Raw genomic sequence first — 14,193 nt, forward strand, 5'->3', positions numbered from 1 at the left:
TCTGAAGCGGATGTGGCTGAGGACAGCTCTGAAAAAGAGGCCGCCGATGCAGTTCGGGCAATCGGCGGCCCAGAGGTGCGGAATGTCAAACATTCCGTACATTCTCAGGAGGTATTACTTGATGTAGCCCGCCTTGGTCATTTCGCGGGTGGTCAGCTGCTGTGCACTCTGCAGGGCTTGGTCGACCGAGATCTGGCCGGCAAGGGCTGCGGAGAACTGCTGGCCGACGGCCGTGCCGATGCCCTGGAATTCCGGGATCGCCACGAACTGGACGCCGACATAGGGAACCGGCTTGACAGTCGGCTTGGTCGGATCGGCGGAGTTGATGCTGTCGAGCGTCATCTTCGCGAAGGAAGCGGCCTTCTGGTAGTCGGCATTGGCATAGAGCGAACTGCGCGTGCCCGGAGGTGCGTTCAGCCAGCCTTCCTTCTCGGCGACGAGGTTGGTGTAATCCTTGCTCGTTGCCCAGGAGATGAACTTCTCGGCGGCTTCGGACTTCTGCGAGCCTGCCGGGATGGCGAGGTTCCAGGCCCAGAGCCAGTTGCCGCGCTTGCCGAGGCCCTTGTCCGGGGCCAGCGCAAAGCCGACCTTGTCAGCAACCTGCGACTGCTTCGGATCGGCAACGAAGGATGCAGCAACCGTTGCATCGATCCACATGCCGCACTTGCCGGTCTGGAAGAGCGCCAGGTTTTCGTTGAAGCCGTTGGAAGAAGCACCGGGAGGGCCGGCATCCTTCATCAGGTTGACGTAGAAGCTGAGTGTATCCTTCCACTCGGGCTGATCGAACTGCGGCTTCCACTGTTCATCGAACCAGCGGGCACCGAAGGAGTTCGACATAGCCGTCAGGAAGGCCATGTTTTCGCCCCAGCCGGCCTTGCCGCGCAGGCAGATGCCGTAGATTTCCTTGTCCTTGTTGGTGATCTTCTTCGCAGCGTCTGCGATGAAGTCCCAGGTCGGCGCGTCGGGCATCTTCAGGCCGGCAGCATCGAAGAGATCCTTGCGGTACATGACCATGGAGCTTTCGCCGTAGAACGGAGCTGCATAGAGCTTGCCGTCCTGGCTGATGCCGCTGCGGATTGCCGGCAGCAGATCGTCCACGTCATAGTTGGCGCCGAGGTTGTCGAGCGGCAGGAGCCAGCCTTTCTTCGCCCAGATCGGAACTTCATAGGTGCCGATCGTCAGGACGTCGTACTGGCCGCCCTTGGTCGCGATGTCGGTCGTGACCTTCTGGCGCAGAACGTTTTCTTCGAGGGTTACCCATTCAAGGTCGATGCCGGGATTCTTCGCCTTGAAATCATCCGTCAGCTTCTGCATCCGGATCATGTCGCCGTTGTTCACGGTCGCGATTGTCAGCGTTTCAGCCGAAGCCATGCCGGCAAACGCCATTGCTGAGCAGGCGCCCAGCAGGAGAGTTCTCAATGTCATATCTTCCTCCCAGAAGATGAGTAGTGAGCATTCGCTTTGCTCATGGGCAATTACTCATCAGCGGGGAAAATTTGTCAATCGGCAATCGTTGCTGCAGTGCCGAACAAAACATCTATCCTATTGATTCAAAACGGTAATATTTTTGCTCAGCTGCTGAGCAAAAACTCAGCCGTCTCCTCGTCGGTGATCAAACCGTTCACCTGATGGCCTGTGATGGCGGCCCTGATCGCCTTGAACTTACGCTTGCCCTTGGCGATACCGATGACGACAGACGAATCGCGCGGCGGGATAGGAGCGGACGCAACACGCTCGTTGATCGGGTTGTCGAGCAGCTTGCCGTCGGCATCGAAAATCCAACCGCAGATTTCACCCACAGCACCGCCGCGCATCAGCTCCATCATCTCGTCTTTTTCGAGGAAACCGTCGACGCAGAGCGGGCCGTCGATGCCGAGTTCGCCGATACCGACGAAGGTCACATCCGCCTGTGCGCTGATCGCCAGCGTCGAGCGCACGAGCTGCTGGCCGTGCAGAAGCTCCCGTTCCTCTGACGAGGTGACGAGAACCGGCAGCGGCATCGGGTAGTGCCGCGCCTTCACGGCATCGGCCATGCTGAAGATGACGTTGTAATAGGCGGCCGAACCGTCGGGCGCGATATTGCCCGTCAGCGAGACGATGCGGTGATTGGGACATTCGATCGCCGGCAACTGGTCGACGGCAGCCTTCAGCGTCCGCCCGGTGCCGACTGCGAGCACGATCGGGTCCGGACGTTTCAGCCAGCGCTCGATTTCGGAAGCCGCCGCCTCCGCAATACCCACCGTCGTCGATGAGGAGCCTGGATCGCTCGGAACGATCTCGACATGCTTGAGGCCGAATTTCTTGCGCAGCTGATTGCCGAGTTCGAGGCAGGCGGCAATCGGATGGTCGAGCCGCACCTTGATCAGCCGCTCGGCCACGGCAAGCGAAACGAGCCGCTGCGCCGACTGGCGCGAAATACCCATGGCGGATGCGATTTCATCCTGCGTGCGGCCGGCGACATAATAGAGCCAGCCGGCGCGCGCCGCATCGTCCAGCCGTCCGGAAGTCTCCGATTTTTTTACCATTGCCGCCGCCGATTAATTTCTTTGAGTCTATCTGGTGTCAGATCAAAACAAAAATCGGGCAAATGTCGAGGGCGTTGAAAAAATGAGCAGCCGGTTCTTCATCCGAACCACTGCATGACGATGTAGATGGCTGCCTTGACGAGACCGTAAATCACCCCGGCAGCAACGATGAGCGAGACGGCCGTCATGATGAAACCGAGAAGCGAAAACAGCCCGTCCCGGCCGAGAATCGCAAAGGCAAAGACGGAAATCGCGATCGCCGGCAGGATATTGCCGAGCGGCACCGGCAGCACGAGAACGATCGCCAGCACCAGACAGCAGAAGCCCGCCAGATATTCCGCCGGCGGCTCGACAAAAATGCTCAGACGTGGCTGCAGCATACGCTCCGCCCGGGCAAGCCAGGGATGAATGCGCCCGACGATCGTCTCGAAATCCTCCCGCCGCATGGAGCGCGCCGCAATCGCCTTCGGCAGCCACGGCTTCAGGCCGAAGGTGAGCTGGGCGGCAAGGAAAATCAGCGGTGCGCCAAGCAGCGAGGAGGTGCCGGGCGGTGTCGGAAAGGCATTCGGCAATGCGAAGATCAGCATCAGTGCGCCGATCGCCCTATCACCCATTGTCTGGAACAGGTCGCCGATCGACACGCGTTCGCGGCTTCGATCCGCCGCCATCTGTCGAAGGATGGAGGAAAGCCGCCGGCCTTTCGGACGCGGCCTGCGGGCGGTGGTTCTGTGCGTTTCGGTATTTTCGATTGTCATGAATCCGGCGTCGGTAGGTGAATAGCGGAAAGCTCTGCTCGCGCAATATGCCAATAGGATGACCTTGGCGGAGGAAATTATCAGATCATGCAATCGATCGAGCTTAGTTCATTTATCGAATAATCCTTGTAATTCCCCGCCAACAGTGCGAGCAGACGCCAAGAACAGACAATTGGCAGGCATGCGATGATTATTTCATTCGATATCGGTGGCTCCGCCATCAAGGGCGGAATTGCGCGTTCGGAATCCGACATCGTGCCGCTTGGCCGGCGCCCGACCCCTAAGGATGATTTTCCGGCTTTCGTCGAGACGCTGAAGAGCTTCATAGCCGAGGCGGGCGAACAACCCTCGCGCATTGCGCTGTCGATTGCCGGCGTCGTCGATCCCGATACACAGCGCCTGATCGTCGCCAACATTCCCTGCATTCACGACCGCAACCTTGCCGCCGATCTGGAGGCCGAACTCGGCCTGCCCGTGCTGGTTGCCAACGATGCCGATTGTTTCGCCATGGCGGAAGCCGAACTCGGTGCCGGGCGAGGCCACCGCATTGTCTTCGGCGCCATCCTCGGCACCGGCGTCGGCGGCGGTGTCGTCTCCGATGGTCGGCTCATCAATGAATCGGGCGGTTTTGCCGGCGAATGGGGGCACGGCCCGATCATCGCATCGCAAGCCGGCACTCCGCCGGTCGCCATCCCCGCCTATGCCTGCGGCTGCGGCCAGAAGGGCTGCGTCGATACCGTCGGTGGCGCGCGCGGTCTCGAACGCCTGCACCAGACGCTGCACGACCTGGACCTTTCCAGCGAGGAGATCATCACCGACTGGCGCAACGGCGAAGAAAAGGCCAATCGCACGATCGACGTCTATGTCGATCTCGTCGCTTCGCCGCTCGCGCTCGCCATCAACATCACAGGCGCAACCATCGTGCCAGTTGGCGGAGGCCTCTCGAATGTCGAAGCGCTTCTGGCGGAATTGGATCAAGCGGTGCGCGCCCGCATCCTGCGGAAATTCGATCGTCCGCTGGTCGTGCGCAGCGAATGCCGTATCGAGCCGGGTCTGATCGGCGCGGCACTTCTGGGCCTGAAGGCTGAAGCGGCCTAAAGCAATTCCAGCTAAAGTGCGCAGCGGTTTTGCGTCCGGAATGGCGGGAAAGCAGAGCTCTAAAGCGTCGGCCACATCCGGACGATCGCGGCAAAGCGCAGCCAGTCCTTGCGCAGGCAAGGCGTCCAGGCTGCTTCCGCGACGGCCGGCAGCCGCGGGAAAACCAGCCGGTTGAAATAGGCGCGCGAGACGAAATTCTCGCCCCAGATGCAGGCCTGGATGCCCCGCATCCGGCCTCTTAGCTCTTCCGGCAATTCGCCTTCGGCCTCATAGGCATAGGTCTTTTCCGGTGGCGTGAAGCCGGCCCAGCTAGCACCCGGCTCTCCCCAACTTTCTGCCTGTGCCATATCGAGATAATAGGCCTGCCCCGGCGTCATGACGATATCGTAGCCTTCGCTCGCCAGTTCGATGCCGACCTCCGGCTTTTCCCAGGCCATCAGCAGCGTGCCCTCGCGATCGACGCCGCCGCCATGCGAAACCTCGTTCCAGCCGGCAAGCTTCTTGCCGCGCTCCGAAAGCATCGCCTTGATCCGCCGCAGGAAATAAGACTGCAGCTCGGCTGTGCCCGCAAGCTTCTCCCGCTCCATCAGGGCCGTGCAGGCAGGGGAGGCCAGCCAGGAACCGTGTGGCACCTCATCCCCGCCGATATGGATATAGTCGGACGGAAAAAGCGGAAGCATTTCATCGAACACCTTGCCGAGGAATTCGTAAGTGAATTCGACCGCAGGATTGAGCGCATTGTTGGGATAACCCTGCACCGACTGGTAGCCGTTCGGTTTCTCCTGCCCGTCGACGAGCTGCGGCAGGGAGAGAAGTGCTGCAGTGCTATGACCGGGTATATCGATCTCCGGCACGACTTCGACGCGCAACATGCCTGCATGGGCAACGATCCGGCGGACATCATCCTGGCTATAAAATCCTGATCGCGGCTCTGCGCCGTCGCCGAGCTGCGGCACCAGAACCTCGCCAGGCCCACGCTTTGCGCCGATCTCCGTAAGCCCAGGATAGGCCTTGATCTCCAGCCGCCAGGCTTCATCGTCGGTCAGATGCCAGTGGAAAATATTGAGCTTGTTCCAGGCAAGGATATCGATCAGCCGTTCGACATCCGCAACCGGATAGAACTGCCGGCTGACATCGAGATGACAGCCGCGCCATTCGTAGCGGGGCTGATCGGCGATAGTGCCGAAGACAGGAAACTGGAAGGTTTCCGGATCGTGGCGCGCGCCATGCAGCAGTTGCGCAAGACTGATCAGCCCGTAGAGCAGCCCGGCCGCATCGTCGGTACCAAGAATGATCTCCTGTGCCGTGAACCGTAGCTCATAGGCCGCCTCCATGATTGAGGATTCTCCCTTGAAGCGGACCTGCCGCCCCCCCTGAACCGGCTGCAGCGTGAAAGGCACGTTGTCCGCCGGGAAGAGCCGCTGGTAAAGAGCGAGCACCTTCGCCACGGCCTTGATATTCTTGACGCTCGAGCCAGCTGCCGGATAAAGCGCAACGGGCGGCATATCGTCCGGTCGCAACGACAGGAACAACGGCCATGGCAGCAGCGAAAAGGGCTCCGTCACCTCGCCCTTCGGCAAAAGCTCCGGCAATTCACCGCGCTCCGCACCGTCAAGCATCAGATCGCCGAAGCTGACGGGCGCATGCCGGCCATCGGCAAGCGTGAGATAGGCGGATTTGATACCCGACGTCACGTGCTTCGGGCCGTTCGTCAGGCCTTCCACGGTGAAGTGCCAGCTGCGTCCCGGCTTGATGGTGAGGCCCGACGGCGGCGAAAACTCATGGAAATTCGCAACCCGGCGCTTGAGTGTGGCGTCCTCGGCCACATGCTTGTCTGCCACGCGGATAAGCGAGGTATAGGCAAGCGTAAAGCCGGAAAGCGGTTGAGTGGAAAGATTGAAGAGCGTGAAGGTGAGGCGTCCAAAGCTTCCTTCGACCGGGCTCCAGCTTGCTTCCAGATGGTAATCTGCCACAGTCATGTCCTCCCCCCAACTTATATAGGGCGATCTTTACTCCCGTTTAGCGTCACCCTCTCCTCACATGCTTTCACGGCTTGACAATTTGAAGGCACGAAAGACGGGCTGAAACAAAAATGGCGCGGTCGAAACCGCGCCATTTTGTCATTCGGCTGCCAATGCCGGCGGATGGTGCATGTCCTCATCCGCCTCTTCCTGGTTGGCATTGGCATTTCCTGCATCCTTCGCCTTTGGCTCGCGGCCGAAGAACAAGGCATAGCCGGCCGGCAGCACGAGGATGGTCAGAACGGTGGCGACCAGGATGCCGCCCATCATGGCGTAAGCAAGCGGACCCCAGAAGACACCGCGCGAAATCGGGATCAGCGCCAGCACGGCCGTCAGCGCCGTCAGCGTGATCGGCCGGAAACGGTTCACGGCCGCGCTGATGATCGCCTCATGCCTGTGCATGCCCGCCTTGATGTTCTGGTCGATCTGGTCGACGAGGATAATCGAGTTGCGGATGATGATACCGAGTAGCGCGATGACACCGAGGATGGCCACGAAGCCGAAGGGTGCGCCGCTGATCAGCAGGGCAGAGGCCGCGCCGATAATGCCGAGCGGGCCGGTGGCAAAGACCAGCATCGCCTTGCCGAAATGCTGCAGCTGGGCCATCAGCAGGATCATGATGACGACGAGCATGATCGGCGCCTTGGCGGCAATCGACGCCTGGCTTTCGGCCGAATCCTCCGCGCCGCCCTGGATCTCGATGTTGTAGCCGGCAGGCAGGCTGTCGCGCAGATCCTGCATGTCGTTATAGAGCTTGGTCACCACGTCGTTCGACTGGATATCGTCAGGCAGGGTCGCACGTACCGATATCGTCGGCAGGCGGTCGCGCCGCCATTCGATGCCCTGTTCCATTGATGGCACGACCTTGGCGATCTGCGAGACAGGAACGAAGCCGCCGAAATCCGTCGGCACATAGACCGAATTGACGGCCGAGAGCAGCGAACGGTTCGCATCCGGCTCGCGAGCGACGATCGAGACCGTCTCCTCGCCGTCGCGGAAGTCGTCGAGCGGCGCACCGGACATGGCGGTCTGCAGCATCTGGCGGACACGCTGCGAGGTGACGCCGAGCGCGCGGGCACGGTCCTGGTCGATGACCAGCTTCATCGCCGGCACCGGCTCCAGCCAGTCGTCGTGGACAGCGCCGAGTATCGGATCTTTCGTAAAGCGTTCCTTCACCTGGTCGGCAATCCTGCGCACTTCGGTACGATCGGGACCCATGACACGCATCTGCACCGGCCAGCCCGTCGGCGGGCCGAGGAAGAGGCGGTCGACCTTGCCGCGGATGTCGGGGAAATCTTCCGCGAGGATTGTCCGGAGCTTGGTGATCAGCCGCTCGCGCGCCGGTTCGTCATTGGCCATGATCAGGAGCTGCGCATAGTTCGGGTTGCTAAGCTGCTGGTCGAGCGGCAGGAAGAAGCGGGGCGCGCCTTCGCCGATATAGGTGGCGATGAACTTCTTGTCCGGATCGTCCATCATCTTGGCTTCCAGCGCCTTGGCCTCGACTTCCACCTGCTTGATGCTCGTGCCTTCGGGCAGCCAGAGATCGACGAGGATTTCCGGACGGGAGGACTGCGGGAAGAAGTTCTGCGGAATGAACTGGAAGCTCCACAGGCTGGTGACGAAAGTGGCAAGCGTCAGCGCAAGCACGATGACCCGATGGCGCACCGCCCAGCCGACCGTGCGACGCAGGCCGCGATAGAAGCGGGTGTCGAACACGTCGTGATGTTCACCGGCATGCTTGCGCTGCTTGAGGATCATGTAGCCGAGCCACGGCGTGAAATAGACAGCCACGAACCAGGAAGTCACCAGCGCGATGCCGACGACATAGAAGAGCGAGCGCACATATTCGCCTGCCGTCGATGCCGCAAAGCCGACGGGAATGAAGCCGGCCGTGGTGATCAGCGTACCCGTTAGCATCGGGAAAGCGGTCGAGGAATAGGCGAAGCTCGCCGCGTCGATCTTGACGAGACCTTCCTCGAGCTTTCGCTCCATCAATTCGACGACGATCATTGCATCGTCCACAAGCAGGCCGAGCGCGATGATGAGTGCGCCGAGCGAAATGCGCTGCAGGTCGATACCAAGCTCGTACATGATGGCGAAGGTCGCGGCCAACACCAGCGGAATGGCAATGGCGATGACAAGACCCGAACGCCAGCCGATCGACAGGAACGAGACGATGAGCACGATGGCGAGAGCCTCGCCGAGCGCATGCATGAATTCGCTGACCGCATCGGTCACGACGTCAGGCTGGTTGGAGATCTGGTCGACAGAGACGCCATAGGGCAGCGAATCCTCGAACCGCTTGTAGGTCGCGTCCACGTCCTTGCCGACGTCAGTGACCTTGAAGCCCCTGGCCATGACGACGCCGACCTGCACGCTCTCATGCCCGTTATAGCGGTATTTGCGCTGATAGGGGTCTTCGAGGCCGGAGGTGACGGTGGCGATATCGCCAAGGCGCGTCACCTGATTGCCGGAGCGCAGGCGGAGTTCACGGATATCCTCGACCTTATGGACGTTGCCTTCAACCGAAATGCGCACCGAACGCAAGCCGGTATCGACGTTGCCGGCCGGATCGACGGCATTCTGGCCCTTGATGGCGTTCTGCAGGTCAGGGATCGTCAGGCCGCGCTCGGCGAGCGCCTTGGAGGAGACGTCGATATAGATCTTCTCCGGCTGGTCGCCGATGATGACGGCCTTTTCGACACCCGGCGTCGTCAGCAGCATGTCACGCGCCTGGATCGCGTACTTTTTCAGCTCAGGATAGGAATAGCCGTCGCCGCTGATCGAATGCAGCGTGATGAAAGTATCGCCGAATTCGTCGTTGAAATACGGGCCGAGCAACCCCTGCGGCAGGTCGCCGCTGATATCGCCGACCTTCTTGCGCACCTGGTAGAAGGCATCGGCGACCTGGGCGGAATCCGTATCACCCTTTACCTGTACAGTGATGATCGTGCTGCCGGCACGCGTATAGGACTTCACCCAGTCGAGATGCGGCGTTTCCTGCAGCTTTCGCTCGATCTTGTTGGTGACCTGGTCTTCCATGTCCTGAAGGGAAGCGCCCGGCCAAATCGCCTGGACGACCATGACGCGGAAAGTGAAGTCCGGATCTTCCTTCTGGCCCATGCGCGTTAGGCCGAGCACGCCGGTGATCAGGATCAGCCCGAAAAGGAAGCGCGCGATGCTCGGATGGCCGATCGCCCAGCGCGAAAGATTGAAGGGGCGCTTTTCAGTGGTGTTGGCATCCATGATCCTGTTCCCTCTCTATCAGCCGTTCAGCGGACGGTTGCGTCCGTTTCGGCGGCAGCCGATTGCTGATCGGGAAGTTTGACCTTCAGATTTTCGCTCATGAATTGCGTACCGGCGGCCACGACGAGATCGCCGCTATCGAGCCCCTTTGCGACACGAACCCCGTCGCCGGTGAAATCGGCGACTTCGATGCCGCGGGAGTGCACGGTCGCCGTTCCGCGATCGACGGTCCAGACGACCTTCCTGCCGTCCTTCTGCGCCAGCGCGCTGAGCGGGATGGAAACATAGGTGTTCGTATTGCTGACATCGGCTTCGATCGTCGCGGTCATGCCGAGTAGCACACGCGGATCGTTCGGCAGGCTGACACGCACAGCGAAGGTACGAGACTGCTGGTCGGCGCTACCCGCGACCTCACGAACGGTGCCCTCATGTACAAGCTTGTCATCAGACCAGAAGCTCGCCTTCACGGTCTTGCCGGGCTTGAACTGGGCGATATCGTTTTCCGGCACGGCGATCTGCACTTCCTTCTCGCCATCGACGGCAACGGCAACGACGGGCGTGCCAGATCCGACGACCTGTCCGACATCGGCATTGATGGTCGTCACGATACCGCTATGGTCCGCCTTGAGTTCCGTATAGCTCACCTGGTTCTTCGCCTGGTCGAGCGCGGACGCTGCAGCATCGCGACTCGAAATCGCCTGGTCATGGCTGAGCGAAGCCTGTTCGACCTGGGATTTCGGCGCGACGTTCTTGTCGAAGAGCTGCTCGGCGCGGCGGTTGGCGATGTCGGCCGTCTCGACGGCCTTCTCGGCGGCGGCGAGATTGGCGTCTGCAGTCTTCACCGCAAGCTGGTAGTCGGTCGAGTCGATCCGGGCGAGAACGTCACCCGGCTTCACCTGCTGACCGATATCGACGAGACGCTCGGTAATCTTGCCGGCGACGCGGAAGCCGAGATTCATTTCGGTGCGCGCCCTTACCGATCCGGAATAGTCGAGCGTGCGGGTATCGCCGGCCTTGGCGATCTCGACCACCTTGACCGGCCGGATGACTTGCCTGACCTCTGCCTTTTCTTCCGTGCAGCCTGCGACGCCAAGACCGACCGCGCCAAGGAGCGCGAGGCTCATGACGGACGGCATGCGATTGCTGAAGGCCTTGAGCGAAAACATCTTTCGCACTCCTGATCGTTTCGGGTTTTCTTGACGGTTTTTGCCGCGTTTATTTTTTCAATGCCCTGATCGAAAATTCGATCAGTTCGTCCACGGCCGCCCGGTTTGTCTTGGCAAGACATTGGGCCACCATCTGCGGATGGCAGAGATTGATGGTCGCCGCCCCGAAGCAGCGGGAGGCTACCTCGGGGTCCTGGTCGGCGAATTCACCGGCAGCGATGCCATCCCGGATGACGTCGGCAATCAGTGCGTGAATGGAGTCGATGTGCTTCTCGATGACATGCCAGTCGCGTTCGATCGCAACGATCACCATCTCATGCACCTTCTGTTGGTCGAGCATGGTGTCGAGCGTCATCTGGTACTGGCTGCGCACATACTGGCGCAGCCGGTCGGAAGCGCCGATGTTCTGGTGGCAGATATTGACTGCAAGCTCGTAGCTGGCGGCCAACATGCGTCCACAGATCGCCTGGTGGATCTCAACCTTGGAAGCAAAGAAGCGATAGATATTGGCGGGCGACATGCCGAGATCGCGGGCCACATCCGCAACCGTCGTCTTGGAATAGCCGTAGTGGCGAAAGAGCCGCTCTGCGGCATCCAGAATACGGGTGACATTTTCCTGCCGTGTGACGTCCAGCGTGGTTTCCGCGATGTCGATCATGGTTTCAGGCCTGACTTTTTACGACTGACGAATTTTAACTTTCATCAGTCGTAAAATATCATCATTCGCTTGTCAATGATTTTGCGCTGCAAACAAAAATGCCGCAGCCCGGAAGGCTGCGGCATTCGATTGGAAAACGCTGGAAGGATCAGGCGAGCTTGACGTCGAGCGTGATCGGAACGGCCGAAAGCGCCTTGGACACCGGGCAACCGGCCTTGGCCATGTTGGCGAGCTCTTCGAACTTTGCCTGGTCGGCGCCAGGAATGCTGCCGGTCAGCGACAGATGGATGGCGGTGATGGCAAAACCGCCCTCTACGCTTTCAAGCGTCACCTTGGCAGATGTTTCCATGTGGTCGGCCTTGAGGCCGGCTTCGCCGAGGATCAGCGACAGGGCCATGGTGAAGCAGCCTGCATGGGCAGCGCCGATAAGCTCTTCCGGGTTTGTGCCGGCAATGCCTTCGAAACGGCTTGCGAAGCCATAGGGGTAATTGCTCAGCGCACCGCTCTGGGTCGAGATCTGACCCTTGCCGTCCTTGAGACCGCCCGACCACTGAGCCGAACCTGTGCGATTGATCTGCATGCCGTCCTCCTGTTTCAACTGATTTTCGAAGCGTTGCGCCGCTCCACCGCGAAGGACGTTCTGCCCTTCCGACCGGCAATATAGTCCTCTATCCGCGGAAGACGACATCAGATTGAATGCCAATCATCATACAAGAAGATTGCTTGTGTATGATGATTGCTTTAAAAGACGTGGCCACGAGGAACCTTCCGATGCAGCCCGCAGCAAGACGCGATGAGAAAACCGCAGCGCCCGAGCGCCGGCCGCGCGTCCGCCGTAACGTGACGGCGGCGATTGCCGAGGATATCTGCGCCAACCGGTACCCCGCCGGTACGCTGCTGCCGCGCGAAAACGACCTTTGCGACCTCCATGGCGTCAGCCGCACCGTCATCCGAGAATCTCTGAAAGTCCTGGAATCCAAGGGGCTTGTACGCGGCAAGCCGCGCATCGGCACCACCGTCTGCGACAAGGACGAATGGAACATCCTCGATCAGGATGTGCTGGAGTGGATGGGGCCTCATCTCGGCGACTTCGACCTGCTGGCGAGTATCCTGGAGGCGCGCCGCACGATCGAGCCGGCAGCGGCCGAATATGCCGCAAGCCGTGCGAGCGCCCAGGAGATCGCCGATCTTGAGGAAGCCTGGCAGCGCATGCAATCGGCAAGCGACGATCCTGAGGCCTTCACCGAGGCGGATCTCCTCTTTCATACCGTGCTTCTCAAGGCGAGCCATAACCAGGTCTTCCATCGCCTCTCCGGCGCCATCCATGCCGCCCTGAAATTCGCGCTTCACGCGTCGAACCTCGCCATGCCGGATCACCGGGAAGCGATTGCCCTTCATGGCAAGGTCGTGGAGGCCCTGCGCTTGCGCGACGCGACAGAGGCGCGCGATTGCGTCAACCGAATTCTCGACCTCGCCAAACGCGACCTCACCGCGGCCGGCAGGACGAAATAACCGAACTCAGAAAATATCGGTGGCTGCGCTCGCCGATGGGAACACGAAGCGAAACGAAAGCACGATTTCCATGAAGATCACCAAACTGACCACCTATATCGTCCCGCCGCGCTGGCTGTTTCTGAAGATCGAAACCGATGAGGGCATCGTCGGCTGGGGCGAACCGGTTGTCGAAGGCCGCGCACTGACCGTCGAGGCCGCCGTCCACGAACTCGCCGATTACCTTGTCGGCAAGGATCCCTTCCTGATCGAAGACCACTGGACAGTCATGTATCGCGGCGGCTTCTATCGCGGCGGCGCTATCCACATGTCGGCGATATCAGGCATCGACCAGGCGCTCTGGGACATCAAGGGCAAGGCGCTCGGCCAGCCGATCCACTCGCTGCTCGGCGGCCAGGTGCGCGACCGCATCAAGGTCTACTCCTGGATCGGCGGCGACCGCCCCTCCGACGTCGCCCGCAACGCCAAGGACGTTGTGGCCCGCGGCTTCAAGGCGATCAAGCTCAACGGCTGCGAGGAAATGCAGATCGTCGATACCAACGAGAAGATCGACAAGGCGGTCGAGACCATCGCCACCATCCGCGAGGCGATCGGCCCGCATGTCGGCATCGGCGTCGATTTCCACGGCCGTGTGCACAAGCCGATGGCCAAGGTGCTCGCCAAGGAGCTCGAGCCCTACAAGCTGATGTTCATCGAGGAACCTGTTCTCTCCGAGCACCGCGAGACGCTGAAGGAAATCGCCAACCATTGCTCGACGCCGATCGCGCTCGGCGAAAGGCTCTACTCGCGCTGGGACTTCAAGTCGGTTCTCTCGGACGGCTATGTCGATATCATCCAGCCGGACCTGTCGCATGCCGGCGGCATCACCGAATGCCGCAAGATCGCCGCGATGGCCGAAGCCTATGACGTCGCAGTCGCGCCGCATTGCCCGCTCGGTCCGATCGCGCTTGCCGCCTGCCTGCAGGTCGACGCCGTCTCCTACAATGCCTTCATTCAGGAACAGAGCCTCGGCATCCACTATAACAAGGGCAACGACATCCTCGACTACATCTCCAACAAGGAAGTCTTCCAGTATGCCGACGGTTTCGTCTCCATTCCGCAAGGCCCCGGCCTCGGTGTCGAAGTGGACGAAGCCTATGTCATCGAGCGCGCCAAGGAAGGCCATCGCTGGCGCAACCCGATCTGGCGCCACGAAGACGGCAGCTTCGCCGA

11 protein-coding genes are annotated in these 14,193 nt (G+C 60.7%); 3 read left to right on the plus strand and 8 right to left on the minus strand.

The window, feature by feature from the left end; translation table 11 throughout:
* Positions 1-114: 114 nt before the first annotated feature.
* From AC1DNW_RS01645 to AC1DNW_RS01655, 3 genes are all read right to left on the minus strand, one after another.
* On the minus strand, positions 115-1,425 hold the full coding sequence (locus AC1DNW_RS01645) for an ABC transporter substrate-binding protein (protein ID WP_113310392.1): 1,311 nt from the start codon (positions 1,423-1,425) through the stop codon (positions 115-117).
* 146 nt (positions 1,426-1,571) lie between these two features.
* Positions 1,572-2,525, minus strand: coding sequence for a sugar-binding transcriptional regulator (locus AC1DNW_RS01650; protein ID WP_113310393.1), 954 nt, complete (start codon positions 2,523-2,525; stop codon positions 1,572-1,574).
* 98 nt (positions 2,526-2,623) lie between these two features.
* Complete coding sequence (locus tag AC1DNW_RS01655) at positions 2,624-3,280, minus strand: exopolysaccharide biosynthesis protein (protein WP_113310394.1); 657 nt, start codon at positions 3,278-3,280, stop codon at positions 2,624-2,626.
* A gap of 186 nt (positions 3,281-3,466) precedes the next feature.
* On the opposite strand from AC1DNW_RS01655, the gene AC1DNW_RS01660 reads away from it, so the two are divergent.
* Positions 3,467-4,378: an ROK family protein gene (locus tag AC1DNW_RS01660; protein WP_113295941.1), complete on the plus strand. Its 912-nt coding sequence runs from the start codon at positions 3,467-3,469 to the stop codon at positions 4,376-4,378.
* A 59-nt stretch (positions 4,379-4,437) separates the two neighbouring features.
* On the opposite strand, the gene AC1DNW_RS01665 is transcribed toward AC1DNW_RS01660, so the two are convergent.
* The 5 genes from AC1DNW_RS01665 to AC1DNW_RS01685 form a co-directional block, all read right to left on the minus strand.
* The gene (locus AC1DNW_RS01665; RefSeq protein ID WP_113310413.1) at positions 4,438-6,351 is read right to left on the minus strand and encodes a beta-N-acetylhexosaminidase; all 1,914 of its coding nucleotides are present in this window, start codon (positions 6,349-6,351) and stop codon (positions 4,438-4,440) included.
* A 147-nt stretch (positions 6,352-6,498) separates the two neighbouring features.
* Entirely contained in the window at positions 6,499-9,645 is a 3,147-nt protein-coding gene (locus AC1DNW_RS01670; protein WP_113310395.1) for an efflux RND transporter permease subunit, read from the minus strand.
* A gap of 26 nt (positions 9,646-9,671) precedes the next feature.
* Positions 9,672-10,811 carry an efflux RND transporter periplasmic adaptor subunit gene (locus AC1DNW_RS01675; protein ID WP_113310396.1) on the minus strand — a complete coding sequence of 380 codons (1,140 nt, stop codon included), beginning with the start codon at positions 10,809-10,811 and terminating at the stop codon, positions 9,672-9,674.
* A gap of 49 nt (positions 10,812-10,860) precedes the next feature.
* Positions 10,861-11,469 (minus strand): TetR/AcrR family transcriptional regulator, encoded by a 609-nt coding sequence (locus AC1DNW_RS01680; RefSeq protein ID WP_113295938.1) that lies wholly within the window; start codon positions 11,467-11,469, stop codon positions 10,861-10,863.
* Between the two features lie 148 nt (positions 11,470-11,617).
* Positions 11,618-12,049: an OsmC family protein gene (locus AC1DNW_RS01685; protein ID WP_113295937.1), complete on the minus strand. Its 432-nt coding sequence runs from the start codon at positions 12,047-12,049 to the stop codon at positions 11,618-11,620.
* A 191-nt stretch (positions 12,050-12,240) separates the two neighbouring features.
* Between AC1DNW_RS01685 and AC1DNW_RS01690 the strand changes: the two genes are divergently transcribed.
* Together AC1DNW_RS01690 and dgoD are read left to right on the plus strand one after the other, a co-directional pair.
* A complete protein-coding gene (locus AC1DNW_RS01690; RefSeq protein WP_113310397.1) occupies positions 12,241-12,981 on the plus strand; it encodes a FadR/GntR family transcriptional regulator in 741 nt (246 codons plus the stop codon).
* Between the two features lie 70 nt (positions 12,982-13,051).
* On the plus strand, positions 13,052-14,193 hold a 1,142-nt coding region (gene dgoD / locus AC1DNW_RS01695; protein WP_477851781.1), incomplete at its 3' end, for a galactonate dehydratase.

Source organism: Rhizobium sp. 05L429, from assembly GCF_056397645.1.

What these genes read in the sequence shown, in the direction of transcription:
- AC1DNW_RS01660 (WP_113295941.1), top strand. Translation starts at nt 3,467, where the DNA reads ATGATTATTTCATTCGATATCGGTGGCTCCGCCATCAAGGGCGGAATT.
- AC1DNW_RS01650 (WP_113310393.1), bottom strand. Translation starts at nt 2,525, where the DNA reads ATGGTAAAAAAATCGGAGACTTCCGGACGGCTGGACGATGCGGCGCGC.
- AC1DNW_RS01685 (WP_113295937.1), bottom strand. Translation starts at nt 12,049, where the DNA reads ATGCAGATCAATCGCACAGGTTCGGCTCAGTGGTCGGGCGGTCTCAAG.
- AC1DNW_RS01680 (WP_113295938.1), bottom strand. Translation starts at nt 11,469, where the DNA reads ATGATCGACATCGCGGAAACCACGCTGGACGTCACACGGCAGGAAAAT.
- AC1DNW_RS01645 (WP_113310392.1), bottom strand. Translation starts at nt 1,425, where the DNA reads ATGACATTGAGAACTCTCCTGCTGGGCGCCTGCTCAGCAATGGCGTTT.
- AC1DNW_RS01675 (WP_113310396.1), bottom strand. Translation starts at nt 10,811, where the DNA reads ATGTTTTCGCTCAAGGCCTTCAGCAATCGCATGCCGTCCGTCATGAGC.
- AC1DNW_RS01670 (WP_113310395.1), bottom strand. Translation starts at nt 9,645, where the DNA reads ATGGATGCCAACACCACTGAAAAGCGCCCCTTCAATCTTTCGCGCTGG.
- AC1DNW_RS01655 (WP_113310394.1), bottom strand. Translation starts at nt 3,280, where the DNA reads ATGACAATCGAAAATACCGAAACGCACAGAACCACCGCCCGCAGGCCG.
- AC1DNW_RS01690 (WP_113310397.1), top strand. Translation starts at nt 12,241, where the DNA reads ATGCAGCCCGCAGCAAGACGCGATGAGAAAACCGCAGCGCCCGAGCGC.